General features: G+C 61.9%; 28 protein-coding genes. 18 read left to right on the top strand and 10 right to left on the bottom strand.

What is annotated here, in order from left to right; translation table 11 throughout:
• Positions 1 to 46: 46 nt before the first annotated feature.
• The 3 genes from sucC to ACQ4WZ_RS17195 all read left to right on the top strand — a co-directional run bounded on the left by sucC (position 47) and on the right by ACQ4WZ_RS17195 (position 2790).
• Positions 47 to 1216: an ADP-forming succinate--CoA ligase subunit beta gene (gene sucC / locus ACQ4WZ_RS17205; RefSeq protein ID WP_101482939.1), complete on the top strand. Its 1170-nt coding sequence runs from the start codon at positions 47 to 49 to the stop codon at positions 1214 to 1216.
• 13 nt (positions 1217 to 1229) lie between these two features.
• Positions 1230 to 2111 (top strand): succinate--CoA ligase subunit alpha, encoded by an 882-nt coding sequence (sucD, locus tag ACQ4WZ_RS17200; protein WP_034746085.1) that lies wholly within the window; start codon positions 1230 to 1232, stop codon positions 2109 to 2111.
• 214 nt (positions 2112 to 2325) lie between these two features.
• Entirely contained in the window at positions 2326 to 2790 is a 465-nt protein-coding gene (locus ACQ4WZ_RS17195; RefSeq protein ID WP_436574055.1) for a pilin, read from the top strand.
• Positions 2791 to 2811: 21 nt separating this feature from the next.
• Here ACQ4WZ_RS17195 and ACQ4WZ_RS17190 read toward each other — a convergent pair whose 3' ends face one another.
• Positions 2812 to 3534, bottom strand: a complete 723-nt coding sequence (locus ACQ4WZ_RS17190; RefSeq protein ID WP_436574054.1) for a flagellar brake protein — start codon at positions 3532 to 3534, stop codon at positions 2812 to 2814.
• Between the two features lie 163 nt (positions 3535 to 3697).
• On the opposite strand from ACQ4WZ_RS17190, the gene ACQ4WZ_RS17185 reads away from it, so the two are divergent.
• Positions 3698 to 4078: a DUF6713 family protein gene (locus ACQ4WZ_RS17185; protein WP_436574053.1), complete on the top strand. Its 381-nt coding sequence runs from the start codon at positions 3698 to 3700 to the stop codon at positions 4076 to 4078.
• Here the strand turns inward: ACQ4WZ_RS17185 and moaC are convergent, their stop codons facing one another.
• Complete coding sequence (gene moaC, locus ACQ4WZ_RS17180; protein WP_101482935.1) at positions 4079 to 4585, bottom strand: cyclic pyranopterin monophosphate synthase MoaC; 507 nt, start codon at positions 4583 to 4585, stop codon at positions 4079 to 4081. It abuts the gene before it with no gap.
• A gap of 199 nt (positions 4586 to 4784) precedes the next feature.
• On the opposite strand from moaC, the gene ACQ4WZ_RS17175 reads away from it, so the two are divergent.
• Complete coding sequence (locus tag ACQ4WZ_RS17175) at positions 4785 to 6371, top strand: M48 family metallopeptidase (protein ID WP_495542713.1); 1587 nt, start codon at positions 4785 to 4787, stop codon at positions 6369 to 6371.
• A gap of 3 nt (positions 6372 to 6374) precedes the next feature.
• On the opposite strand, the gene ACQ4WZ_RS17170 is transcribed toward ACQ4WZ_RS17175, so the two are convergent.
• From ACQ4WZ_RS17170 to ACQ4WZ_RS17155, 4 genes are all read right to left on the bottom strand, one after another.
• Positions 6375 to 6965, bottom strand: a complete 591-nt coding sequence (locus ACQ4WZ_RS17170) for a DUF2946 family protein (RefSeq protein ID WP_436574052.1) — start codon at positions 6963 to 6965, stop codon at positions 6375 to 6377.
• Positions 6958 to 7983, bottom strand: coding sequence for a YheT family hydrolase (locus ACQ4WZ_RS17165; RefSeq protein WP_436574051.1), 1026 nt, complete (start codon positions 7981 to 7983; stop codon positions 6958 to 6960). Before ACQ4WZ_RS17165 ends, ACQ4WZ_RS17170 begins: the two co-directional genes overlap by 8 nt.
• Positions 7983 to 8408 carry a YybH family protein gene (locus ACQ4WZ_RS17160; protein ID WP_101482932.1) on the bottom strand — a complete coding sequence of 142 codons (426 nt, stop codon included), beginning with the start codon at positions 8406 to 8408 and terminating at the stop codon, positions 7983 to 7985. The genes ACQ4WZ_RS17165 and ACQ4WZ_RS17160 overlap by 1 nt, the downstream gene beginning before the upstream one ends.
• 81 nt (positions 8409 to 8489) lie before the next feature.
• Positions 8490 to 8684 (bottom strand): zinc-finger domain-containing protein, encoded by a 195-nt coding sequence (locus tag ACQ4WZ_RS17155; RefSeq protein WP_070220739.1) that lies wholly within the window; start codon positions 8682 to 8684, stop codon positions 8490 to 8492.
• A gap of 271 nt (positions 8685 to 8955) precedes the next feature.
• On the opposite strand from ACQ4WZ_RS17155, the gene ACQ4WZ_RS17150 reads away from it, so the two are divergent.
• The 11 genes from ACQ4WZ_RS17150 (at position 8956) to ACQ4WZ_RS17100 (ending at position 20165) form a co-directional block, all read left to right on the top strand.
• Positions 8956 to 9678 (top strand): AzlC family ABC transporter permease, encoded by a 723-nt coding sequence (locus tag ACQ4WZ_RS17150; RefSeq protein WP_101484744.1) that lies wholly within the window; start codon positions 8956 to 8958, stop codon positions 9676 to 9678.
• Positions 9671 to 10021 (top strand): AzlD domain-containing protein, encoded by a 351-nt coding sequence (locus tag ACQ4WZ_RS17145; RefSeq protein WP_101482931.1) that lies wholly within the window; start codon positions 9671 to 9673, stop codon positions 10019 to 10021. Before ACQ4WZ_RS17150 ends, ACQ4WZ_RS17145 begins: the two co-directional genes overlap by 8 nt.
• Before the next feature lie 77 nt (positions 10022 to 10098).
• A complete protein-coding gene (locus tag ACQ4WZ_RS17140; RefSeq protein WP_436574050.1) occupies positions 10099 to 11310 on the top strand; it encodes a phosphoglycerate kinase in 1212 nt (403 codons plus the stop codon).
• A 120-nt stretch (positions 11311 to 11430) separates the two neighbouring features.
• A complete protein-coding gene (pyk, locus tag ACQ4WZ_RS17135) occupies positions 11431 to 12879 on the top strand; it encodes a pyruvate kinase (protein WP_101482929.1) in 1449 nt (482 codons plus the stop codon).
• An 80-nt stretch (positions 12880 to 12959) separates the two neighbouring features.
• Entirely contained in the window at positions 12960 to 14024 is a 1065-nt protein-coding gene (fba, locus tag ACQ4WZ_RS17130) for a class II fructose-bisphosphate aldolase (RefSeq protein ID WP_010401625.1), read from the top strand.
• A 104-nt stretch (positions 14025 to 14128) separates the two neighbouring features.
• Positions 14129 to 15022: a phosphoribosylaminoimidazolesuccinocarboxamide synthase gene (locus tag ACQ4WZ_RS17125; protein WP_436574049.1), complete on the top strand. Its 894-nt coding sequence runs from the start codon at positions 14129 to 14131 to the stop codon at positions 15020 to 15022.
• 1 nt (position 15023) lies between these two features.
• Positions 15024 to 15530, top strand: coding sequence for a 5-(carboxyamino)imidazole ribonucleotide mutase (gene purE, locus ACQ4WZ_RS17120; RefSeq protein ID WP_101482927.1), 507 nt, complete (start codon positions 15024 to 15026; stop codon positions 15528 to 15530).
• A gap of 15 nt (positions 15531 to 15545) precedes the next feature.
• Positions 15546 to 16742 (top strand): 5-(carboxyamino)imidazole ribonucleotide synthase, encoded by a 1197-nt coding sequence (locus ACQ4WZ_RS17115; protein WP_436574048.1) that lies wholly within the window; start codon positions 15546 to 15548, stop codon positions 16740 to 16742.
• A complete protein-coding gene (locus ACQ4WZ_RS17110) occupies positions 16739 to 17758 on the top strand; it encodes an L-threonylcarbamoyladenylate synthase (RefSeq protein WP_436574047.1) in 1020 nt (339 codons plus the stop codon). Before ACQ4WZ_RS17115 ends, ACQ4WZ_RS17110 begins: the two co-directional genes overlap by 4 nt.
• Before the next feature lie 242 nt (positions 17759 to 18000).
• Entirely contained in the window at positions 18001 to 19386 is a 1386-nt protein-coding gene (locus ACQ4WZ_RS17105) for an SGNH/GDSL hydrolase family protein (protein WP_101482924.1), read from the top strand.
• A gap of 92 nt (positions 19387 to 19478) precedes the next feature.
• Positions 19479 to 20165, top strand: a complete 687-nt coding sequence (locus ACQ4WZ_RS17100) for an OmpW/AlkL family protein (protein WP_180338536.1) — start codon at positions 19479 to 19481, stop codon at positions 20163 to 20165.
• Positions 20166 to 20204: 39 nt separating this feature from the next.
• Here ACQ4WZ_RS17100 and ACQ4WZ_RS17095 read toward each other — a convergent pair whose 3' ends face one another.
• Positions 20205 to 20711 carry a flavin reductase family protein gene (locus ACQ4WZ_RS17095; protein WP_101482923.1) on the bottom strand — a complete coding sequence of 169 codons (507 nt, stop codon included), beginning with the start codon at positions 20709 to 20711 and terminating at the stop codon, positions 20205 to 20207.
• A 176-nt stretch (positions 20712 to 20887) separates the two neighbouring features.
• Here ACQ4WZ_RS17095 and msrA point away from each other — a divergent pair, with 176 nt between their 5' ends.
• Positions 20888 to 21421, top strand: coding sequence for a peptide-methionine (S)-S-oxide reductase MsrA (msrA, locus tag ACQ4WZ_RS17090; protein ID WP_133989211.1), 534 nt, complete (start codon positions 20888 to 20890; stop codon positions 21419 to 21421).
• A 27-nt stretch (positions 21422 to 21448) separates the two neighbouring features.
• On the opposite strand, the gene ACQ4WZ_RS17085 is transcribed toward msrA, so the two are convergent.
• A complete protein-coding gene (locus ACQ4WZ_RS17085; protein ID WP_101484742.1) occupies positions 21449 to 22684 on the bottom strand; it encodes a class I SAM-dependent methyltransferase in 1236 nt (411 codons plus the stop codon).
• Between the two features lie 126 nt (positions 22685 to 22810).
• Positions 22811 to 24010, bottom strand: coding sequence for a pyridoxamine 5'-phosphate oxidase (pdxH, locus tag ACQ4WZ_RS17080; protein ID WP_436574046.1), 1200 nt, complete (start codon positions 24008 to 24010; stop codon positions 22811 to 22813).
• Positions 24011 to 24122: 112 nt separating this feature from the next.
• Here pdxH and ACQ4WZ_RS17075 point away from each other — a divergent pair, with 112 nt between their 5' ends.
• Entirely contained in the window at positions 24123 to 24980 is an 858-nt protein-coding gene (locus ACQ4WZ_RS17075) for a tRNA threonylcarbamoyladenosine dehydratase (protein WP_436574045.1), read from the top strand.
• A gap of 10 nt (positions 24981 to 24990) precedes the next feature.
• On the opposite strand, the gene thpR is transcribed toward ACQ4WZ_RS17075, so the two are convergent.
• Positions 24991 to 25509: an RNA 2',3'-cyclic phosphodiesterase gene (gene thpR, locus ACQ4WZ_RS17070; protein ID WP_436574044.1), complete on the bottom strand. Its 519-nt coding sequence runs from the start codon at positions 25507 to 25509 to the stop codon at positions 24991 to 24993.
• Positions 25510 to 25541 lie beyond the last annotated feature (32 nt).

The following is a 25541-nucleotide window of genomic DNA, read 5'->3' as shown; positions in this document are numbered from 1 at the left end:
ACCACTAACCGTATTTTTACAAATCAGTATCAGAAGGGAAGCCAGCATGAAAATCCATGAGTATCAAGCCAAAGAAATCCTCCGGCAGTATGGAGTGACGGTACCACGCGGTATTCCGTGCATGTCCGTCGACGAAGCCGTCAAGGCTGCGGAAACCCTGGGCGGTCCGGTATGGGTCGTCAAGGCGCAGATCCACGCAGGTGGTCGCGGCAAGGGCGGCGGCGTGAAAGTGGCAAAATCGATCGAACAGGTCAAGCAATACGCTGACCAGATCATGGGCATGCAGCTGATCACGCACCAGACCAGCGCCGAAGGCCAAAAAGTCAACCGCCTGCTGGTGGAAGAAGGCGCCGACATCAAACAAGAACTGTACGTTTCGCTGGTCACCGACCGCGTCACCCAGAAAATCGTTCTGATGGCTTCGTCCGAAGGCGGCATGGACATCGAAGAAGTGGCCGAGAGCCACCCTGAGAAGATCCATCACGTCACCATCGATCCAGGCGTAGGCCTGACCGATGCCCAGGCAGACGACATCGCGACCAAAATCGGCGTGCCTGCCGGTTCCATCGCCGACGCCCGCGTCAACCTGCAAGGCTTGTACAAAGCATACTGGGAAACCGACTGCTCGCTGGCCGAAATCAATCCGCTGATCGTCACCGGCAGCGGCAAGGTCATCGCCCTGGACGCCAAGTTCAACTTTGACCCGAACGCCCTGTTCCGTCATCCGGAAATCGTCGCCCTGCGCGATCTGGACGAAGAAGATCCAGCTGAAATCGAAGCGTCGAAATTCGACCTGGCTTACATTTCGCTCGACGGCAACATCGGTTGCCTGGTGAACGGCGCCGGCCTGGCCATGGCCACCATGGACACCATCAAGCTGTTCGGCGGCGAGCCAGCCAACTTCCTGGACGTCGGCGGCGGCGCCACGGCAGAAAAAGTGACCGAAGCGTTCAAGATCATGCTGAAAAACCCAGGCCTGAAAGCCATCCTGGTGAACATTTTCGGCGGCATCATGCGTTGCGACGTGATCGCTGAAGGCGTGATCGCCGCGGTGAAAGCCGTCTCGCTGAACGTACCGCTGGTCGTGCGCATGAAGGGCACCAACGAAGACCTGGGCAAAAAGATGCTGGCCGATTCCGGTCTGCCTATCATCGCAGCCGACACCATGGAAGATGCAGCAAAGAGCGTCGTTGCCGCCGCTGCTGGTCAAGCTTAATTAAGGAATCAACATGTCCATTCTGATCAATAAAGATACCAAAGTCGTAACCCAAGGGATCACCGGCAAGACCGGCCAGTTCCACACCCGCGGTTGCCGCGACTACGCGAACGGCAAAGCTGCCTTCGTGGCAGGCGTGAACCCGAAGAAAGCCGGCGAAGACTTCGAAGGCATTCCAATTTTCGCTAACGTCACCGAAGCGAAAAAAGAAACCGGCGCCAACGTGTCCGTGATCTACGTGCCGCCAGCAGGCGCGGCAGCGGCGATCTGGGAAGCTGTTGAAGCTGAAATGGATCTGGCCATTTGCATCACCGAAGGCATTCCTGTGCGTGACATGATGGCCCTGAAAGACCGCATGGCTAAAGCCAACAGCAAAACCTTGCTGCTGGGCCCTAACTGCCCAGGCTTGATCACGCCAGACGAAATCAAGATCGGCATCATGCCAGGCCACATCCATAAAAAAGGCCGCATCGGCGTGGTATCGCGTTCGGGTACCCTGACCTATGAAGCAGTGGGTCAGCTGACCGCACTGGGCCTGGGCCAATCGTCGGCAGTCGGCATCGGCGGCGACCCTATCAACGGTCTGAAGCACATCGACATCATGAAGATGTTCAATGATGATCCAGATACCGACGCGGTCATCATGATCGGCGAAATCGGCGGTCCGGACGAAGCCAACGCGGCGTATTGGATCAAAGACAACATGAAAAAACCGGTCGTTGGCTTCATCGCTGGCGTGACCGCTCCTCCAGGCAAGCGCATGGGCCACGCCGGCGCGCTGATCTCGGGCGGTGCTGACACGGCACAAGCCAAGCTGGAAATCATGGAAGCTTGCGGCATCACCGTGACCAAAAACCCGTCGGAAATGGCGCGTCTGCTGAAAGCCATGCTGTAATTCCAGCCTGGTTCACGCAGTACAAAAAAGGAGCTTCGGCTCCTTTTTTTTGTCCGCAAGACAGGCCGCTTCCCGGCCTGGGCCGACGGCGCTGGTCCGAACCTGCCCAAAAGTGTCGCTTTTCTTTCCACGTGTACCGCCGCTGCCCGGGCGCGCTGCTGGCATGGCGCTTGCACCGTGCACGGCACGAGCATGTGCACAATGGGAGGAGACGATGCGCGCGCAGAGCGGATTTACCCTGATAGAGCTGATGATCGTGGTGGCTATCGCCGGCATCCTGGCGGCCGTGGCCATTCCCCAGTACGGCGACTATACGATGCGGGCCAAGGTCAGCAACGTGCTGGCGGCCGCTGCGCCCCTGAAGACAGCCGTGGCCCTGTGCGTGCAGGAAAACGGGGGCTTGGCGACCGCTTGCAGCACTCCCACCGAAGCCGTGCCCAGCGCCATCCCCGTGTTTAGCCCGACGCGCGAAGTGTCCGGCGCCAAGGTCGACAAGGGCAATATCGAGCTGACCCTGGCGGGCGATCTGGGTAGCGGCATGGGCGGCCAGACGGTGACCATGGAGTTGCAGCTCGGTAGCAGCAGCCTGAGCTGGTTCAACAGCACCAGCGTGACGAATGCGGCGGCCAGGGAAGCCATCACCCGGAACAATATTCCCAAGGTGGTGGCGACCCAGTGAGCGGCGCCTGCCGCGCCAGTGTCAGACGATTTTTTGCCGGTCCGCGATCAGCGCTTCATAAGTGAGGTTTTGCAGCAGGGTGTAGTGTGTGGGTTCCAGGTCGATGAATTGCACGCCATACGTATAGATTTCGGCGACGTCGGTCGCATGGCCATTCGATGGCTTGCCCACGCTGACGTTCTGGATGCGCGCGCGCGTGTTGACGCGCATCTGATGCTTGTTCGGCTGCACCAGCAGGGTAAAGCTGAGCGCTACACCCTCGTCGTCTGGCGTGAGCATGCTGGGCGCCTCGATCAGTGCCCCTGAGACGCTGAGGTTGACGATGAAGACGGGCACGGGCGCCACGTCGCGGTAACTCAGCTGCGCCGGAATGTCCACTTTCACGCGCATGGCCGTGCGCAGGCTGGTGCCCTGGATGGCGTCGGGAAAGCTCAGGTGCACATAATTGAGGGGGCGACCGAAGATGCGCAGCACGCTGCAGGCAAACGAACACACGGTGACCCCGGAAAACACGCGGATGGTCAGCTTGTCGCCCTCGTTGAGCACGATGGCGGCGCCGTTTTCCATGGGAATCTTGACGATCAGGTACTCGTCTTTCACGTAGCCGATCAGTGTCGAGAAATGCTGGATGGGCTTGATGGTGCGGTGCGTGATGAACTGGATGCGTCCCCCCACCTGCAGATTCATCGCCTCGAATTCGAAGTCCTGGAGCTTGCTTTCCGCGGCGGGCTTGTTGCTTGTCATGCGATACTCATCTTGATATTGTCGGTTCGCAGTATGCATGATTTCTTGATGAAAAAGCACTTATATCAATGAAATTCAACTTGGCATTGAAAAATGCCACGCACGCATGCCGGGGCGTGATTCTGCCTTTACAATTACGTCAATATTGATGAATGTAAATCTTATGGCACGCAGCTATTTCTGGACGATGTTGTTGTTGATCCTGCATCAGGTCGATGCTGCCTACTGGCGCGAATGGGAAATGTTCCATGTGCCGGGCGGCATCCAGGGTTTCCTGGTATTTAATCTGGCGGCGATTGCCCTGGTGGTGGCCGGTTACCGGCATGTGCTGCTGAGCACCACACGGGCGGGTCTGTATGCGGGCGTGTGCGCCGCGCTGGGCGTGGGCACGTGTCTGATCCATGCCGGCTTCGCGCTGGTGGGGCTGGAGCAATTCCACCTGCCCCTGTCCGTGGCCATCATCGTGCTGTGCCTGGCCAGTGCCGTCTGGCTGCTGTGCGACTTGCGCCGCGTCCAGGACCAGCTGGCGCGCCAGGCGGCATAATTACACCTCCGCGTGCCAATCGCCCGACTTGCCGCCATGCTTTTCCAGCACGCGCACATTGGTCATGACCATGCCCCGGTCGACGGCCTTGCACATATCATAAATTGTCAGCAAGCCGATTTGCACGGCAGTGAGCGCTTCCATTTCCACGCCCGTCTTGCCGGTGGTATCGACTTGGGCGCGGCAGTGCACGCTGTTGGCCGCTACCTCCACTTCGAAGTCGACGGTGACGCGCGTCAATGCCAGCGGGTGGCACAGGGGAATCAGATCGCTGGTGCGCTTGGCGCCCATGATGGCGGCGATACGGGCGATGCCCAGCACGTCGCCTTTCTTGGCGTTGCCGGAAATAATCAATGCCAGGGTGGCGGGCTGCATGCGGATGGTGCCGGCGGCCACTGCGCTGCGGCGCGTGTCTTCCTTGGCACCCACGTCCACCATATGGGCCTGGCCCGTGGCGTCGAAATGGGTCAATTCCCCGGTGGGGGCTTGCTTGTCTGCTGTTGTCATGGCGTCAAAATAGGTGAGGAGTGGAGATGCGGCACGCCGGGCCACGACGTCATGCCACTGGCGTGGCGCATGCTTGTCGCGTGGGAATGGGCGCCGCTAACAAGGTATGATAGCACCCGTGAATTCAAAAACTACCCTTCCGATCGTACTTGAAAACGCCGGTGCGGCATGGTTGCGCGGCTCCCGGCGCGCATCCGCGCTGGCTGCATTGTGGCTGGCGGCGCCGTTTGCGCTGGCGCAGACCTATACGTCCGCGCCGACGGCGCCGGCCCCCAGTGTGGCGGCCAAGACGGCCGGCAGCTGGACGCCGCTGGCCGTGCCGCCAGCGCCGAACTTGCCGAACCTGGGCGATACCTCGCGCGATGACCTGTCGCCGGCGATGGAGCGCAAGATCGGCGAGGAAATCATGCGCGGCATCCGCGGCGACCGCGACTACCTCGACGACGCTCCCTTGCTGGAATACCTGAATACCTTTGGCAACGCCCTCGTGGCGGCGCGACCCAGCGTGCGCGGGGAAACGAATTACGACTATTTCTTCTTTGCCGTGCGTGATCCCCAATTGAACGCTTTTGCCTTGCCCGGCGGCTTCATCGGCGTCCATTCGGCGCTGGTGCTGGCGGCGCAAACGGAGGCGGAACTGGCATCCGTGCTGTCGCACGAGATCGGCCACGTGGCGCAGCGCCATATCGCACGCATGCTGGGCCAGCAGCGCCAGGATGCCTTGATGCCGCTGGCGGCCATGCTGCTGGCGGCGCTGGCATCGCGCGCGGGCGGCGATGTGGCGCTGGGCGTGTTTGCCGCCGGCCAGGGCCTGGCCATCCAGCGCCAGCTCAATTTTGGCCGCGACGCCGAACGCGAGGCGGACCGCATCGGTTTCCAGATCATGGGCGAAGCCGGCTTCGACACCACCGGCATGGTGGCCTTCTTCGGCCGCATGCAGGCGGCCAGCCGTTCGTACAGCGACCTGATGCCCGCCTACCTGCAGACCCACCCGCTGACGACGGAGCGCATCGCCGACATCCAGGCGCGCATCCGCGAGCAGCCTTACAAGCAGCGTCCTGACAGCCTGAGTTTTCACCTGGCCCGCGCCCGCGCCCGCGTGCTGCAGGATGAAAGCGTGCAAGGGTTGTTGAATGCCAAGGCGGTGTTCAAGACGCAGCTGGAGCAGCAAAGCCGCTTCCAGGTGGTGGCCGCCCATTACGGCTTGTCCTTTGTCGCCGTCAAGCAGGGCAAGCCGGCCGAGGCGCAGAAGGAACTCGACGCGGCCAATGCCGCCCTGCACCGGCCGGCCGGGCCGAATGTGTTTACTTCGGGTGGCACGCAGGGTCCCAATTCGCTGCTGGCGGCGATGGCGCTGGAAGTGCTGCTGATGCCGGCGCAGAAGAAGGAGGTGGCGCAGCAAGCCCTGAAGGCGGCCGATGCGGCGCGCCAGCAGTTTCCCCTCTCGCGTGGCATTGCCCACCAATATGCGGAAGCGTTGATAGCTGCCAGCAAGCTGGAGCAGGCTACTTTGTACCTGCGCGACCAGGTGCAGCTCTACAAGGAAGAGCCGGAACTGTATGACTTATTGGCGAAATCGTATGCGGACCAGGGCAAGATGACTTTGCAGCACATGGCGCTGGCCGAATCCTACGTGCTGCAGGGCGCCACCATGGCCGCGCTGGACCAGCTGACGATCGCCCGTAAATCGACGGACGCGACTTTCTATGACCAGGCCGTGATCGATGCGCGCGAGCGTGAACTGCAGGAAAAGCGCCGTGAACAGATCAAGGACCAGAAGGGCTAGTGCTTATTCGGCTTGCGGCGCGCGCTGGAAGCCGAAGGTTTGCGGCACGCTGGCGTAGGCCAGCGGCTGCACGGCAATCTCCTTGCCGTCATGCAACAACACCAGGTTTCCCTGAGCATTTTCCAGCCAGGCCAGCAGGGCCTCGTCTCCGGCCACCTGTCCGTCGACGCGCAGCGACGGCAGCACATGCGCCATGTCGCGGTCATCGACCTGCGCCACGCTGTCGCCCTGGAGCAGGATCAGCGCGCCGTTGTCGCACAGATAGGCGGCATCGATGGCCGCCAGCGGTGCGCCTGTCTGCAGGATGAAACCGTGCTGCGGATCGCTGCGGGCGATATACGGCGTCGCTTCCAGGTTCAGGTAGACGCGCTGCGGGCCATTCTGGAAAAACCAGCAGCCGCGTTCGTCATGGTCGTAATTACGGTTGATAAATCCCAACAGGGCCACGTGGGCGATCTTGTCGCCGGGCAGTTGTTGCTGTTGCGCCTGCTGGTCGCGCATGCGCCAGTTGCCGCGGGCATCGAGGCCCAGCCAACCGTAGCAGTGGGGCACGTTGGGCCATTTGGCCAGCGCCTGTTTGACGAGTTCATCCATGTGTAGCGTTTTCCGTGTGCGTTTGCGAGCTAGCAGCGTGACAGCTTTGTGGTGCCGATGGCGCCGTGTTGCCGCCTTCAAAAAAATGCATCAAGCGCTGCGGCAGCCAGCGTGTACTTCCCGGCAACTTGCCTGCGGCAAAGCCGACATGGCCGCCGTGGCGGGGATACTCGAGCATGACCTGCGGCGCTGCTCGGCGCGGCAAGTAGCGCCCGGGCAGGAAGGGATCATTTTGCGCATTCAGCACCAGGGTCGGCACGGTGATGTCCTGCAAGACGTGCTTGGCGCTGGCGCGGTGCCAGTAATCGTCGGCGTCGCGGTAGCCATGCAGGGGCGCCGTGACGACATTGTCGAAGGCGTGCAAGTCGCGCGCGGCCAGCATGGCATCGCGCGCAAACAGGCCGGGAAACTGCTCCAGCTTGGCCAGGCATTTGGGCTTGAGCGTGTTCAGGAACATGCGCGTGTAGAGCCGGTTGGCGCCCGAAGACAGGGCCTTGCCCCCTTGCGCCAGATCAAGGGGGGCGGACACGGCTGCGGCCGCATCGATGAAATCGGCCTGGTGCTGCGACTGGCCCAGCCAGCACAGCAGGGCGTTGCCGCCCAGGGACACGCCTGCCGCGTAAAACTTGCCTGTCGCGCGCGGGCGCAGGCGCTGCACGATCCAGTCCACTTCCTGCGCATCGCCCGAGTGGTAAAAGCGGGGTGCCAGGTTGGCTACGCCCGAGCAGCCGCGGAAATGCGGCACGGCGCCCGACCAGCCGCGCGCCGCCACCTCGGCCATCAGGGCGCGCGCGTAGTGGCTGCTTGATGAACCTTCCAGCCCATGGAACAGCACCACGAAGGGCTGGCCCGGCTGGCCGTCGACCAGGTCGACGTCGACGAAATCGCCATCGGGCGCTTGCCAGCGTTCGCGGCGGAAGGCCACGGCCGGCTTGGCGAGACACACGGCCGGGTAAATCGTCTGCGCGTGGCCGCCAGGTAGCCAGAGTGGCGCGGTATAGGACAAAGGGAAAGTCATCAGTGCAGGATCTGCGCTCCCGTGGCGTCGGCCGGCGCACCGCCGGGGGCAACGGAGGCGTGGTGCAGGACGATGCGCCAGCCGCGCGGCGTTTTCACGTACACGTTCGTGGCCAGCAGGTGCGCCGGACCGCCTTCCTCCTGGGTGACGCCTTCGACCACAGTGTGCACGGAGCTCATCAGATTGTGCGTTTCATGCAGCTGCGTGGGCACGATGTGCAGGCCGCCGCCCGCCAAAATGGTTTCCCACGAGGCGCGGATAGCGGCATGGCCGATCAGGCGCGCGCCGCCCGGGTGGATGCAGACGACCTCTTCATCGTCGGCCCACAGCGCCATCAGCGCTTCGAGGTCGGCGCGGTGCAAGGCATCGTAGAATGCCGCTTCGACTTCAGCGGCGCTGCCATTGAGTTCTTTCAGACGTTTCATGACGACTCCGGCTTGAGCGGTATACAAGACACTCAGAGGTGCAAATGAAAACGGCGCGCTGGAGGCGCGCCGCTGGGCAGTTTAATGATGGCCGGCGCTGGCGCCTTCCTTCAGGGTATACGCCGTGCCGCAGTAGGGGCACTTGGCGATACCGTCTTTGTTGAATTCCAGAAACACGCGCGGATGCGACGACCACAGCGGCATGGCCGGGTTAGGGCAGTGGGCTGGCAAGTCTTTACCGTCAAGTTCGACCGCTGGCTGGGTGGTTTTTGTCATCTTGTCATGCTCCGTGAGGCTGTATGGATGGAAGTCGGCTGCTGCCAAAAGTACGATTTTAACGGATTCAGGCAGACAGCAAAAATCATGGCTAAAATGGCGGCTCGATTATCTGCGGCTGCGGCGCGGTTTTTTTGTGGAAATATGGCAGCTGCAGCGCCACACTGACTGGATTTGCCTTGCTGGTATCACCGTTGCGTAGCACTACTGCGCGCACCACTGTTGTGCAGTTACCACACTCCGTTTGCCGGAGTCCCGCGTGAGCGCCGTCATGGCCGACAAGGACGACGGCCTGCTGAAGGATGCCTGGCGCGCCGGCCTGAAACTGGGTGCGCCCAGCATGCTGGGCATTGCCGCCTGGGGCATGGTGGTGGGCGTGGCCATGGTGAAAAGCGGCTTGACGGTGACGCAGGCGGTGGCGATGACCCTGTTTGTCTTTGCCGGCTCGGCCCAGCTCGCCTCCCTGCCCCTGCTGGCCGCGCACGCGCCCGTGTGGGTGATTTTCGCCACGGCCCTCGTTGTCAATTTGCGTTTTGTTATCTTTTCCGTGTTGCTCGCGCCCCATTTCGCCCATCTGCCGTGGCGCCAGCGCTTTGCGCTCGGCTATGTGGCGGGCGACATCACCGTGGGCCTGTTCCTGCAGCGCTACCCCCATGAAACGCCGGATCCGGCCAAGCTGCCCTTCCTCAAGGGGCTGGTTTACCCCAACTGGCTGGCCTGGCAAATCGGTTCCTTCATCGGCATCTTGCTGGGCGCTGTCGTGCCGGTCGAATGGGGGCTGGGTTTTGCGGGCACCCTGGCGATCCTGTGCGTGACGGTGCCGCTGATCCTCAGCCGCGCCGCCCTGTGCGGCGTGCTGGTGGCGGGCACGGTGGCCGTGCTGGCCTTCAGCCTGCCGTATAAACTGGGCTTGCTGCTGGCCGTGCTGGTGGGCATGGTCAGCGCCATGGCCGTGGAAGAATTGACAGAAAAATGGACAAAACGCCATGTTTGACGGCATAGACTGGGGCAGGAGCGACGTGTGGATCGCCATCGCCGTGCTGGTGGTGGCCACGGCCGCCACGCGCAGCACCTTCTGGCTGATCGGCCATCACATCAGCATTCCGCGCCGCGTGGGCGAGATGCTGCGCTATGCGCCGGCCTGCGCGCTGGCGGCCATCATCGCGCCCGACCTACTGATGGACGGGCAGCAAGTACACTTTGAATTATCGAATTTGAAACTCTTGTCGGGTATTGCCGCCACGCTATTTTTTGTGATCCGCCGCAATATGCTGCAAACCATCGTGTTTGGCATGCTGGTTTTCACGGGCTTGCGACTGTTGCATGTTTTTCAGTAAAGCAGGACAAATCGGGGATGTGCGCTGGGCATTGCGGTAAAATAGCGCACTTCCTTCCACTCGTCATCTGGATCGCCATGTCAGCTGTTCTCAACTTCATCCGTCTGCAAGATTTGATCGACCAAAATGCACTGCAAGGCAAGCGCGTGTTTATCCGCGCCGACCTGAACGTCCCGCAAGATGACAGTGGCAAGATCACCGAAGACACGCGCATCCGCGCCTCGGTGCCGGCCATCCGCGCCGCCCTCGACGCTGGCGCCTTTGTCATGGTGACGTCGCACTTGGGACGTCCGACGGAAGGCGAGTTCAAACCGGCTGACAGCCTGGCGCCAGTGGCTGCCCGCCTGTCCGAGCTGCTGGGCCAGGAAGTCGCACTGAAACAAGACTGGGTCGATGGCGCCGGCCTGGAAAACACGGCTGCCGGCCAGGTGGTCCTGCTGGAAAACGTGCGCGTGAACAAGGGCGAAAAGAAAAACAGCGATGAGCTGGCGCAAAAAATGGCCAAGCTGTGCGATATCTACGTCAATGACGCGTTCGGCACGGCCCACCGCGCGGAAGCATCCACGCATGGCATCGCCAAGTTTGCCCCCATCGCCTGCGCCGGACCTCTGCTGGCCGCCGAACTCGATGCGCTGGGCAAAGCTTTGCACGCACCTGCCCGTCCCTTGCTGGCAATTGTTGCTGGTTCGAAAGTATCGAGCAAGCTGACCATCCTGAAAGCCCTGTCCGACAAGGTCGATAATCTGATCGTTGGCGGCGGCATCGCCAACACCTTCATGAAAGCCGTCGGCTTGAACGTGGGCAAGTCGCTGGTGGAAGCGGAGCTCGTCGAAGAAGCGAAGGCCATCATCGAGATCATGGCCAAGCGCGGCGCGCAAGTGCCGATTCCTGTCGATGTCGTGTGCGCCAAGGAGTTTTCGCCTACGGCCGCTGCCACCGTCAAGGACGTGGCCGATGTGGCGGACGACGACATGATCCTCGATATTGGCCCGAAAACGGCCGCCTTGCTGGCACAGCAGATCGCCGCCGCCGGCACCATCGTGTGGAACGGTCCCGTGGGCGTGTTCGAATTCGACCAGTTCGGCAACGGCACCAAGACCCTGGCGCTGGCCATTGCCGAATCGAAAGCATTTTCCATCGCTGGCGGTGGCGACACCCTCGCGGCGATTGCCAAATACGACATTACCGATAAAATCAGCTATATCTCGACGGGCGGCGGCGCTTTCCTGGAGTTCCTGGAAGGCAAGACTTTGCCGGCCGTGGAAATTCTCATGCAGCGCGCTGCTTAATTCGGCAGCAGTCAGCATTTCAGTACCAAGCGCAGCCTGACCGCTGCGCTTTTACCTTGCCGGGCGGCGCAGCCGCCAGGTCTTGCTCAGCTAGCGTCTTGTTGGCGCACAAGGATTCCTATGCCACGCGGTACAAAAATCGTAGCAACAATCGGCCCCGCCTCCACCGACTTCGACATCCTGGTGAAGATGATACGTGCGGGTGTCGACGTGGTGCGTTTGAATTTTTCCCACGGCAAGGCGCAAGACCATATCGACCGCGCCGCACTGGTGCGCCTGGCGGCGGCCGAATGCGGCCGCGAAGTGGCCATCATGGCCGACATGCAAGGGCCGAAGATTCGTGTCGGCAAGTTTGAAAACACGCGCATCGAGCTCGAAGCGGGCGAACGCTTCATTCTCGACGCCAAGTGGGGCGAAAATGGCGAACTGGGCAACCAGGAACGGGTAGGTCTCGATTACAAGGCCCTGCCGCGCGACTTGCACAAGGGTGACGTGCTGCTGCTGAACGACGGCCTCATCGTGCTGATCGTCGAACGCATCCACGGCAGCGAAATCCACACCACCGTCAAGATCGGCGGCGAGTTGTCGAACAACAAGGGTATCAACCGCCAGGGTGGCGGCCTGTCCGCGCCCGCTCTGACGGCCAAGGATATGGAAGATATCAAGACGGCCATGAGTTTCCAGGCCGACTATTTGGCAATTTCCTTCCCGAAATGCGCAACCGACATGGAAATGGCGCGCCAGCTGGCCAATATCGCCGGCGAACCGTACCACCACAAGCCGATGATGATCGCCAAGATCGAGCGCGCCGAAGCCATTCCTGCGCTGCAAGAAATCCTCGATGCTTCCGACGGCATCATGGTGGCGCGTGGCGACCTGGCCGTCGAGGTGGGCAACGCGGCCGTGCCGGCCCTGCAAAAGCGCATGATCAAGATGGCGCGCGCGTCGAACAAACTGGCCATTACCGCCACGCAGATGATGGAATCGATGATCGTCAACGCCGTGCCGACCCGCGCCGAAGTGTCCGACGTGGCCAATGCCGTGCTCGATGGCACGGACGCCGTCATGACGTCGGCCGAGACGGCGTCGGGCAAGTACCCGATCGAGACGGTGGAAATGATGGCCGCCATCTGCGTCGAGGCGGAACAGTCCGAATACAACAAGCTCGATGCCGATTTCCTCAACGTCACATTTACCCGCATCGACCAGTCGATCGCGTATGGCGCGCTGTTTACGGCCCATCACTTGCGCGTCAAAGCCATCGTGGCGCTGACGGAATCCGGTTCCACCGCCTTGTGGATGAGCCGCCACAGCATCGACACGCCGATCTACGCGCTCACACCCAGTGTCACCACTTTGCGCAAAGCCGCACTGTACCGCAATGTTCGGGCGTATCATCTGATGCAGAACGCCCCCAGCGCGCAAGTGCTGAAGCAGGCGGAAGAGCTGCTGGTGGCGCAGGGCATTGTCAGGAAGGGCGACATGATCGTCGTCACCTGGGGCGAGCCGATGGGCCAGGTGGGCGGCACGAATGCATTGAAGATTGTGACAGTCGGCGAGTTTGAATAAAGGCCCAAGAATTCAGGCGCCGGCGCGGTTATCGACCGCGAAGCGCCGCAACAGTTTCTATTGTTCTCTGGAGTATTACCATGTCTCTCGTATCCATGCGTCAACTGCTGGACCATGCCGCCGAAAACGGTTATGGCATTCCTGCTTTCAACGTCAATAACCTGGAGCAAGTGCAAGCCATCATGGCTGCCGCCGATGCGCTCAACAGCCCGGTGATCATGCAGGCGTCTGCTGGCGCGCGCAAGTACGCCGGTGAAGCCTTCCTGCGCCACCTGATCGACGCCGCCGTCGAAGCGTATCCGCACATTCCCGTCGTCATGCACCAGGATCACGGCCAGTCGCCGGCTGTCTGCATGGCCGCCATCCGCTCGGGCTTCACGTCCGTGATGATGGACGGCTCGCTGGAAGCGGATGGCAAGTCGGTTGCTTCCTACGAATACAACGTGGAAGTATCGCGTGAAGTGGTGAAATTCTCGCACGCCATTGGCGTGACGGTGGAAGCGGAACTGGGTGTGCTCGGTTCGCTGGAAACCATGAAGGGCGACAAGGAAGACGGCCACGGCGCCGACGGCACGATGACGCGCGAGCAACTGCTGACGGACGTGGCACAAGCGGCCGACTTCGTGCAGCGTACCCAGTGCGACGCCCTGGCGATCGCCATCGGCACCTCGCACGGCGCGTATAAATTCACGCGCAAGCCGACGGGCGACATCCTGGCCATCGACCGCATCAAGGAAATCCACGCGCGCATTCCGAACACCCATCTGGTGATGCACGGTTCCTCGTCGGTGCCGCAGGAATTGCTGGCCATCATCCGCGAATTCGGCGGCGACATGAAGGAAACCTACGGCGTGCCAGTGGAAGAAATCCAGGAAGGCATCCGTCACGGCGTGCGCAAGATCAACATCGACACCGACATCCGCCTGGCGATGACGGCCGCGATCCGCAAGTACCTGTTTGAAAACCCATCGAAATTCGACCCGCGCGACTTCCTGAAGCCAGCCCGCACCGCTGCCGAGCAAATCGTGCGCGCGCGCATGCAGGCCTTCGGCTGCGAAGGCCAGGCGTCGAAGATCAAGGTCATCACGATGGAAAAAATGGCCGAGCGCTACAAGGCCGGCGAGCTGTCGCAAATTGTGAAGTAAAATTCTGTCTGGAACGGGCCGGAAGCAATGCTCCGTGCCCGATTTTCTCGACCGGCGGGCATCCCCCGTCTGCCGGTTTCGTTTCATCCAACTATTCCCCCGCTATGAACAGCCTCTATCAGACTTCCATCCACTCCCTGCCATTGCTGGGCCACGGCAAGGTCCGCGACAATTACGCCGTCGGCGACGACAAGATCCTGATCGTCACCACGGACCGCCTGTCGGCCTTCGATGTCGTCATGAACGAGCCTATCCCCGGCAAGGGCAAGGTCCTCAACCAGATGAGCGACTTCTGGTTCGAGAAACTGGGCCATATCGTGCCGAACCACCTGACCGGCGTGGCGCCGGAATCCGTGGTGGCAGCAGATGAAGTGGAGCAAGTCAAAGGCCGCGCCGTGGTGGCCAAGCGCTTGAAGCCCATCATGGTCGAGGCGGTCGTGCGCGGCTACATCATCGGTTCGGGCTGGAAGGATTACCAGGACACGGGCAGCATCTGCGGCATTCAATTGCCAGCGGGCCTGCAACAGGCGGAAAAACTGCCGGAACCGATTTTCACACCGGCGGCCAAGGCCGAGCTGGGCGAGCATGACGAAAACATCAGCTTTGCGGAAATGGAACAGCGCATCGGTGCCGACCTGGCCGCCAAGATGCGCGATGTCGCCATTGCCCTGTACAAGACTGCCGCCGAGTACGCAGCCACGCGCGGCATCATCATTGCCGACACCAAATTCGAATTCGGCCTGGACGACAATGGCGTGATGCATTTGATGGATGAAGTGCTGACGGCCGACTCGTCGCGTTTCTGGCCTGCCGATTCCTACCAGCCTGGCATCTCGCCGCCGTCGTTCGACAAGCAATTCGTGCGTGATTACCTGGAAACGTTGACCTGGGGCAAGACCGTGCCGGCGCCTGCGCTGCCGGCCGACGTCATTGAAAAAACCCAGGCCAAGTACTTCGAAGCCATCGAACGCCTGACGGGCGAGAAGCTGAAGGCCTGAGATGAGTGAGCACAAGTTGAACCCCAAGCCGCTGGTTGGCGTCATCATGGGCTCGTCCTCGGACTGGGAAGTGATGCAGAATGCGGTTGCCATCCTGAAACAGTTTGGCGTGCCGTACGAAGCGCAAGTCATTTCCGCCCACCGCATGCCAGACGAAATGTACGCGTACGCGAAAAGCGCGCGCGCGCGCGGCTTGCGCGCCATCATCGCCGGCGCCGGTGGCGCGGCCCACCTGCCTGGCATGGTGGCGGCGATGACCATCGTGCCCGTGCTGGGCGTGCCCGTGCCGTCGAAATACCTGCGCGGCGAAGATTCCATGCTGTCCATCCTGCAAATGCCCAAGGGCGTTCCGGTAGCCACCTTCGCCATCGGCGAAGCGGGTGCGGCGAATGCAGCGCTGACGGCGGTGGCGATGCTTGCCGCCAATGACGACGCCCTGGCCGACCAGCTGGAAGCTTTCCGTGCCACGCAAACGGCCGCCGCCAAGGCCATGGTCTTGCCTGAATAATGTGTTTGAAAAATAATGAATAGTAAATCGACTTCCCCATTGCTGCCTGCCGCCAACCCACCGGCGTGGCTGGGCGTGATGGGCGGCGGCCAGCTCGGCCGCATGTTTGCCCAGGCCGCCCAGAGCATGGGCTATCAGGTTGCCGTACTGGAACCGTCCGATGCCTGCCCTGCGGGGCAGGTGGCGCAGCGCCTGGTCAATGCCGGCTACAGCGACCTTGACGGTCTCGACGCGCTGGCGGGGCAATGCCTGGCCGTCACCACGGAATTCGAGAACGTGCCGGCCGACAGCCTGTCGCGCCTGGCCGAGCGGGTCTTCGTGGCGCCGAATGCGCATGGCGTGTCGGTGGCGCAAGACCGCATCGCGGAAAAGCGTTTCTTTGTCGACTGCGCGGACAAGTCCGGCGTGTTGCCGGCGCCGCACATGGTGATTGCCACGCAGCACGATATCGATGCCATCCCCGACGACTTGCTGCCGGGCATACTGAAAACCGTACGCATGGGCTATGACGGCAAGGGCCAATTCCGCGTGCGCACGCGCGACGAGGTGCGCGCCGCCTTTGCCGAAATGGGCGAGGTAACTTGCTTGCTGGAGAAAATGCTGCCGCTGGCGTACGAAGTGTCCGTGCTGACGGCGCGCGGCGTGGACGGCGTATCGGTCGTGTATCCGATCGCCGAAAACGTGCACCGCGATGGCGTCTTGTTTACGACCACCGTGCCGGGGCCGAACGTGTCGGACGACTGCGCCGCCAGGGCGCAGCGGGCGGCGCAAGCCATGGTCGCGGAACTCGGCTATGTCGGCGTGCTGTGCATCGAATTTTTTGTGCTCACCGACGGCAGCCTGGTGGTCAATGAAATGGCGCCGCGTCCGCACAACAGCGGCCATTACACGATGGATGCCTGTGTCACCAGCCAGTTCGCGCAGCAGGTGCGGGCCATGGCGCGCTTGCCGCTGGGCGACGTGCGCCAGCATTCGCCGGCCGTGATGCTCAATATCCTTGGCGATGTCTGGTTCGCCGACGGTAGCGAGCTTGCCAGCGAACCGGCGTGGGACCAGGTGCTGGCGCTGCCGGGCGCCTGTTTGCATCTGTATGGCAAGGACGATCCGCGCCGCGGGCGCAAGATGGGCCACCTGACCTTCATCGCGTCCAGCCTGCAAGAGGCGCAGCAGCGCCTGCGCGACGCTTGCCTGATCCTGGGAATCGTGCCGTGACCTTGCCCGCACAAGACCTGGCTGCGGCCGCCGCCGTGCTGGAAGCGGGCGGCCTCGTCGCTTTCCCGACAGAAACGGTATATGGCCTGGGCGCCGATGCGGAAAACCCGGCCGCCGTGGCGCGCATTTACGAAGCCAAGGGTCGTCCATCGGACCACCCCGTGATCGTGCATGTGGCGCCCGGTGCCGACTTGGCGCACTGGTCCGATGACATTCCGGTCGAGGCGGAACAGCTGGTGGCCTCTTTCTGGCCCGGTCCGCTGACCCTGATCGTCAAGCGCGCCGCGCATATCCCGGACGCCGTTTCCGGTGGCCAGGATACGGTGGGCTTGCGCTGCCCGTCGCACCCGGTGGCAATTGCCTTGCTGCGCAGCTTCAAGGGTGGCAAGGGCGGCCTGGCGGCGCCGTCGGCGAACAAATTCGGCAATGTCAGCCCCACCACGGCGCAGCACGTGCGCGATGAATTCGCGGTAGAACTCGACAGCGGCTTGCTGGGCCTCGTCCTCGATGGCGGGCAGAGCGACGTGGGCATCGAGTCGACCATCGTCGACCTGTCGCGCCTGGCCACGCACGGTCCCGTACTCTTGCGCCCCGGCCATATCAGCAGCGAGCAGATCGCCGCCGTCATCGGCCGCGCACCAGCCATGGCCGACGCGGCTGCGCCGCGTGCCTCGGGCACCCTGGAATCGCATTACGCGCCACATACGCCTGTTGCGATGCAGCACAGCGACGACGTGCGCGCCACCTTGAACCGCCTGCTCAATGACGGACGCCGCGTGGCCCTGATCCATTACTCGGATCTGCCGCCGGCCAGCGCCAGCGTACGCCTGGTAGCCAGCCCGGAAAATTACGCACATGCGCTGTATGCCTCGCTGCGCACGATGGACCAGGTCGGCGCTGAGCTGATACTCGTCGAAGCACCGCCCACCGGCCCCGAGTGGTTGGGCGTGAATGACCGTTTGCGGCGTGCCGCGTTCGGCTCAAGTGGTATCTTGCAGCAGTTTCTGTCCGCATGATGAAAAGCCCCGCAAGGGGCTTTTTCTTGATGCAGCGCAATAGCGATGCTTGCCACGAAACATCTTAAATCCCCCATAATTCATGCAATCACCCTGTCGTGACAGGGCGCTGCCAGTGTTGTTATTTCGTTGATTTTTAAAACATATTTTCTATACAAGCCTGAGGAACGATGGCATATTAGTTGGGTAGCGAATAGCACGCCCGTTCGTTTAGAAACCAGAAAAAAGACCGAGGAGACAAAATGCATCAAACAAAATTCGCGCTGGCCGTGCTGGCTGCGGCTGTCCTGGCAGGTTGCGGCGGCGCCAGTGGCGGTGATCAAGCCTTGAAAGTCAAATACACGGCGCAGGTGTCGTTCGGCGACAGCCTGTCCGATGTCGGATCGTATGCCGTGGGCACGGTGCTGGCGAAAGGTGGCGGCAAGTTCACCATCAATGGCGACAATACCAAGATCAATCCTGAACTGACGGGCAAGAACTGGACCGAGCACTTGGCCGCGCAATTTGGCCTGGCCGTGCCGTGTGCCGCCGAGACTGGTCTGGAAGGCAATGCGGCGCAAGGCTTGTCCGTGGCGCGCGTCAAGCATGCAGGCTGCTACGGCTACGCCATGGGCGGCTCGCGCGTGACCAATCCGGTTGGCCCGAACAATAAGCTGACGGGCAGTGCGCTGGGCGCTTTGACCGTACCCGTGGTGACGCAGATCGCCAATCACCTGGCTGTGTCAGGCGGCAAGTTCAGCGGCACGGAAGCCGTTTTCGTGATGGCAGGTGGTAATGACGTGCTGTACCAGCTGGGTGCATTGCAAGCGGGCGCGACCGCTGCTGGCCAGGCCGCTGGTGCTGCTGCGGGGGCACAAGCCTTCGCCACCAACCTGGCGCTGGCCCTGGCGGCCGGCGCTACCAATCCGGCCACGGCCGCAGCCTCCATCGGTGCCGCCATCAAAACGGCCAGTGCGGCGCCGGGCGCGACATCGACGACCATCGTCGGTGCTGCCGTGCAAGCCGCCGTTATTGCTGGCAATACGAATGCCCCATCGCTGGCCGCCGCTGCGGCCGCCAAGGCGCAAGCCGATGCGACGGTGACGGGCAATGCTGCCGGCGCCAAGGCAGGTGCCGATTACGCCGCGGCTCAGGGGCCGTTGCTGGTGACGGCGATGGGACAGGCAGGCAAGGAGCTGGTGGCGCTGGTCAAGGACCAGATCATCGCCAAGGGCGCCAACTACGTGATAGTCAACAACCTGCCTGACGTGGCCGGTACGCCATCGGGCTTGAGCAAGGATGCCAATACCAAGGCGCTCATCAACGCCATGGTCAGCGCCTTCAATGGCGAATTGAGCGCCGGCTTGAATGGCAATGCGAAAGTATTGCTGGTCGACGTGTTTGCCGTCAGCCATGACCAGGGCGTCAATCCCGGCCCGTATGGCTTGACCAACGTCAGCGAGACGGCGTGCGATTTGAGCGCGCCAGGCAATATCCTGGGCAGCTCGCTCGTGTGCAATGGCACGAACCTGAAAGCGGGCGATGTCAGCCACTACTCGTATGCCGACGATGTGCATCCTACGCCGTTCAACAATCTGTTGCTGGCCCGTTATGTGGCCAAGGACATGGTCGTGCGGGGCTGGCTGTAAGGAATGGCCGTGCCGGCTGCGTCCGCGGGACGCGGCTGGCAGTGACAAGACTGGATAGCTGAACTATCCGCACATAATGATCAGGAGACAAGATGAAGAATCGTTTGAATACCGCTGTACGCGTGCTGGCCGCCGCCGCCGCGATGGCCATGGCGACGGGCGCTTCGGCGCAAAGCGCAGGCACCTGGATGGTCAAGGCTGGCGTTAACAAGATCACGCCGCATGTCGACAGTGGCGACATTTCCGCACCGGCACTGCCGGGCACGAAAGCCGACGTCGAGGCCGATACCAAGCCCATCCTGAGCTTTGCCTACATGCTCACGGACAATATTTCCGCTGAAATGATCCTGGGCGTGCCATACAAGCACGACCTGCTTGGCGACGGCTCCATCAAGGGCACAGGCAAGTTGGGCACGGCGGAAGTCTTGCCGCCGACGGCCTTCATCCAGTACCGTTTCTTCCAGCCCAATGCGATGATCCGTCCATACGTGGGCGCGGGCTTGACGTATGCTTATTTCCAGAAGGAAACCGGCTCGGGTCAGATGACGGCCTTGCTGGATCCGGGTGGAAAACCAGTGACCTACCGCATGGACAACAAGCTGACAGGCAGCCTGGTGGTCGGCAGCACCGTGGCCTTCAACGAGCGCTGGTTTGCTGACGTAGCCGTGGTCAAGACCTACCTGAAAACCAAGGCGAAATTCTCGACGGGGCAGACGCAGGACATCAAGCTCGATCCGGTTGCCGTGAGTGTCAGCATCGGGTACAACTTTACCCTGTAAAACAAAAAATCCGCCTCGGCGGATTTTTTTTTGTCCCGCTCAGGCTGGCGGTGTATTGAACTTTCCATTATGGAAGATCAAGGGCGGCTGCGCGGCAAACGCACATTGTTCCACTTCGCCCACGAAAATGACGTGGTCGCCTTCCGGATAGCGGCTGCGGTTGTGGCATTCGAACCAGGCCGATGCGCCTTTCAGGATGGGCTGGCCCGTGCGCGACAGTTCGTATTCGACGTTGTCGAAGGGATTCGGCGTGCGGCGTGAAAAGCGCGTAGCCAGTTCCGCCTGGTCGGCGCCCAGCACGTTGATGACGTAATGCGAGTTGCCGCTGAAAATGGGCATGCTGTTCGCCACGGAACCGAGGCTCCACAGCACCAGGGGCGGCGATAGAGAGACGGAATTGAAGGAACTGGCCGTCAAGCCACGGAAACTGCCGTCGGCCAGGCGTGTCGTAATGACCGTCACGCCGGTGGCAAACTGCGACAGTGCCTGGCGGAAATGTGTCGTATCGAATTCTTGCGCTGGCGCGCGGGGAGAGCGTGTGTTCATGGGTGACCTGTCTATTTGCTGACATTATGCCAAAAATCGGCCACGCCAGCGCAATCGTCGTCGGCATGCCCGTATGTGCGGTGCACCACGCGCCGTTTCTAGCGGCGCTGCAGACCACGGCGCTTTGCGTTACAGTAGTGAAATGATAAGGCGCAGCAGCATTGCGGGAGGACATCATGCATCAGCAGACGGAAGTGGCGATACTGGGCGGTGGCTGTTTTTGGTGCCACGCCGCCGTGTTTGGGGAAGTGCGCGGCGTGACGCGCGTCGCGTCCGGCTATACGGGCGGCAGCGTGCCCGATCCCACGTATGAACAGGTTTGCACGGGCGACACGGGCCACGCGGAAGTGGTGCGCCTGGAATTCGATCCCGCCATCATCCCTTACCACGACTTGCTGGAAATCTTTTTTACGCTGCACGATCCCACCACCGTGAACCGGCAGGGTAACGATGTCGGCACGCAATTCCGTTCCGTCATCTATTACCAGTCGCCCGAGCAGGAAAAAGTGGCGCGCAAGGTACTCGCCGAGATGGCCGGCGTGTGGGATGCGCCCATCGTCACGCAACTGGCGCCGGCGCAAGCTTTTTATACAGCCGAGGATTACCACCAGAATTATGCCGAGCAGCATCCCTTGCAGGGATATTGCGCGCTGGTCGTCGCGCCCAAGGTGGAGAAATTCCGCGCCATGTATGCGGGGCGCCTGAAGTGAGGCAGCCTCCAGCGCCGCGCGCGCCTGTCAGGTCGTGAGCACGGGCGCGGGCCTGGCATCGCGCGCATACATGTAGTTGCGCGACCAGGGCAGGTTGGTGGAACGCCGTCCCGCCTTCACGCAGACGATCTGGTACAGGCTGATCAAATCTTGCTCGAAGGCATAGGCGCAGCCGGCCAGATAGACGTGCCAGATGCGGAAGCGCCGTTCGCCCGCCAGCGGACGAATTTGCTCGGCGTTGGCTTCGAAATTCTCCGTCCACAGGGCGCAGGTGCGCGCATAGTGGCGCCGCAGGTTTTCCACGTCCAGCACTTCCAGTCCCCCTTGCTGCATGGTCTTGAGCACATTGCCGATGTGCGCCAGTTCGCCGTGTGGAAACACATATTTCTCGATAAATTCCCCGCCGCCATACGGCGTTTCGCCATTGTCCGGGTCGGTGGAGGTGATGCCGTGATTCATCGCCATGCCATCGGGTGCCAGCAGCTTGTTAATGATGGCAAAGTATTCGGGCAAGTGTTTGAGGCCCACGTGCTCGAACATGCCCACGCTGGTGATGCGGTCGAACTGGCCCGTGACGTCGCGGTAATCTTGCAGGCGGATATCGATCAGGTGCGCCAGGCCGGCCGCCGCCACGCGCTCGCGCGCCAGCGCGTACTGGTTTTCCGACAGGGTCACGCCCACGCAGCGGGCGCCATATTGCTGTGCGGCACGGATGACGAGCGCGCCCCAGCCGCAGCCAATATCGAGCAGGGTCTGGCCCGGCTGCAGCTGGATTTTCTTCAGGATATGGTCGATCTTCTTGACTTGCGCCTGCGCCAGGGTTTCATCGCCATCTTCAAAATAAGCGCAGGAATACACGAGGCCGGGGTCGAGGAATTGCTCGTAGAAGGCATTCGACACATCGTAGTGGTAGCGGATGGCTTCGGCATCCTTGCTCTTGTCGTGCGTAAAGCTGCGCACGATGCGGGCCAGCTTGCCTTCCGGTTTCAGGGTGTTGCGGGCGAGGGCATTGCAGATGGAAATCATGTCCATCGCCGTGCCCTTGACCTCGATATTGCCTTCCACATAGGCCGAACCCAGATTGGCCAGCGAGGGGTTCAGCAGGTAGCGGGCCGAGGCAACTGTCGGCAGACGAATGGTCACGCGCGGCACCTCGCTGGACAGGTCGACATGCTGGCCATTCCACAATTCTATGCGGAGCGGCAAGGCGGTCTTGCTGCGAATGCTGGCGATCCAGGACCTGAGTTGGTTTTGTACAAACAAAATGGCCTCCAATGAAGCGGCCCCAGCTGGGGCTGCAAATTGAGAAACAATGTTATTTAGTAACTTCTACCCTCATAGCCTACACCTATATTGACCAGCTTGCTTTGCACAGCCTTGACTGCGCGCTTAAGGTTGCAAGCGCTGCATGCTCCATTGCCCGTCAGCACCGCGCGTAAACACGATGCGGTCGTGGAAGCGCGAGCGGCGGCCCTGCCAGAATTCGATGCGTTCCGGCTGCAAACGGTAGCCGCCCCAGTGGGCCGGGCGCGGCGGCTGGGTGGCGCCGAGAGCGGCGGCGACGGCCTCGTAATTGCTTTCCAGTGCGGCGCGGCTGTCGATGGGCGTACTTTGTTGCGAGGCAATCGCCGACAAGCGGCTTTGCAGGGGACGCACATTGAAATACTCGTCGCTCTCGGCAGCCGTGGTTTTCACTACCGTGCCTTCGATGCGCACTTGCCGCTCCAGTTCGCGCCAGAAGAACAGCAGGGCGGCGTGCGGATTGTGTTCGAGCTGCTGGCCCTTGTCGCTGTTGTAATTCGTGTACCAGGTAAAGCCGCGCTCGTCGAACTGCTTGATCAGCACGATGCGTGAGCTGGGCTTGCCGTCGGGACTGACGGTGGACAAGTCCATCGCATTCGGTTCCATCACCTGGGCCTTGACGGCCTCGGCAAACCATTTCTGGAACTGGGCGATGGGATCTGCCAGCACATCGGTCTCGCTCAGGCTCGATTGCACGTAATCGGTGCGCATGGCTGCCAGTACGGCGGCTGCGTCCGGCACTTCAGGCGCATCCGGCACGATGCCGCGGCGGCGCTGCATGGCTGTGCCAAGCTGCTCCATCTGTTGCGCGCTGAACAGGCGCTTGGCCATGGGCGCCAGTTGTCCTTCTTCCTTGGCCATGTGGGCCTGGTAGGCGGCCACGTAGTCGCGCACGCCGTCGTGCGACAGCTGCGAGTTCGTGCCGGCCGCGATGGCGTCGAGTTCCGGGCGCAGGGTCAGCCAGGCCTGGTCCATGCGCTGGTGGTCGGCCAGGATTTCCGGCACCAGGGTCGCCAGCAGGGCCGCGTCGTCGCCCATGGCCGTCGCCAGCAACATGGGCATCAAGTCCTGTTCTTCATCGTCATGGTGCAAATGGGCGGCTTTATTAAAGTATTGCAACACTGCCTTGGCCGCCTGTTGCGCTTCCGCCGTGTTGCCATGCTGTCCCAGATGGCCCAGCAGGTTTTGCAGGGTCGCCAATTGCTTGCGGATCTTGTCGTGGCAATGCTTGAGCACGGCGATGGGCTGGTCAAAGCCGGGAACTGAGTCGAACAGGGGAGAGGTCATGGCAAGTTCTCGTGGTGGGCGGTGTGGGGGCGCGGCGACAGTTGCTCTTGTCGCTGTGTCAATTCGGCTATTTTAGGATATCTGCCTGCGCAGTGTCCGTTAAAATGGCGCCATGCATACCTCCACCAATGAACTAATTTCCATGGACTTGACCGAGATCGATTTTGAACGGCGTTTCGGCGGCATAGCCCGCCTGTATGGCGCCCCCGTGTTGGCGCGCTTCCGCGCCGCCCATGTGGGTGTGATCGGCGTGGGCGGCGTCGGTTCCTGGATCGTCGAAGCGCTGGCGCGCAGCGCCATCGGCCGCCTGACCCTGATCGACCTCGATAATGTTGCCGAATCGAACATCAATCGCCAGATCCAGGCCATGAGCGACACCATCGGCAAGGCCAAGATTACAGCCCTGGCCGAGCGCATCGAACTGATCAACCCGTTTTGCCAGGTCACGCAGATCGAGGATTTTATTACCCCTGATAACCTGGAGCAATTGCTGGGCGGGCGCGATTTCGACTACCTGATCGACGCCATCGACAATGCCAAGGCGAAAGCGGCCGTGATCGCGTATTGCCGCGCGCGCAACATTCCCATGCTGACCATCGGCAGCGCGGGCGGGCAGACGGACCCGACCCTGATCGCCGTGCGCGATTTGTCGAAAACGGAGCAGGAACCGCTGCTCAAGCGTGTACGCAAACTGTTGCGCACGGAATATGGTTTCCCCCGTGGCGTGAAAAACAAATTCAACGTCGACGCCGTGTTTTCCATGGAACCGTTGAGCACGCCCGAGAGTGCCGAAGCGTGCGCCATCGATGGCAGCACGCCTGCCGGCGTGACGGGCTTGAATTGCGCCGGTTTCGGTTCCAGCGTGGTGGTGACGGCCAGCTTCGGCATGGTGGCGGCCGCCCATGCGCTGAAAAGCTTGCGTCAGGACAAGCTTGCCGCGGTGCCAGTGCCAGTGCCGGACGCCGCCTAAGTCACGCTGTTTAGGTCAGCTTGCGGCTGGCCAGGATGCGATAGTCGCCGCTGCTCTTGATCGATTCCACCAGCACCAGTTCGTCCGCCTGCCAGGCGATGGGCGCGAAGTCCTGGCTGGCTGGGGGCGGCGCTTGGCGCGCCAGGGTCACGTGCGGCGTGAAACGGTCGCGCTCGAAGCGGGGCGCCAGCCCCTGTTCTGCCAAGCCGTGCATGCAGGCAGCGCGCAAGTCCAGCAAGGCGGGCGAGGCCTGCGCCAGCGCGGCCCAGGCTAGCGCCAGCTGGGGAAAGTGGCTGGCGTGATCGAATACCAGGGGCATGGCGCGCGCTGGCAAGTGCGCCAGGAGTTCTTGCAGGGCCGGCATATCGCTGGCCGGGCGCTGCCCCAGGAAGGCCAGGGTCAGGTGCAGTTTCTCTGCGCGCACGGGCTTGCCTTGCAAGGGCGCCTGCCAGGCGGCCAATGCCGCGCGCGTGGCCGCGTCGGGCCACAGGGCGTAAAACAGACGGGGACAATGTGTATCGGGCGACAAGTTTTTCCTATCGTTGCAGCGGTTTGCTATTA

Origin of the sequence: Janthinobacterium darwini (assembly GCF_051380905.1) — a bacterium.
GTDB lineage: Bacteria > Pseudomonadota > Gammaproteobacteria > Burkholderiales > Burkholderiaceae_D > Janthinobacterium.
This window is presented reverse-complemented; position numbering and strand designations above follow the sequence as displayed.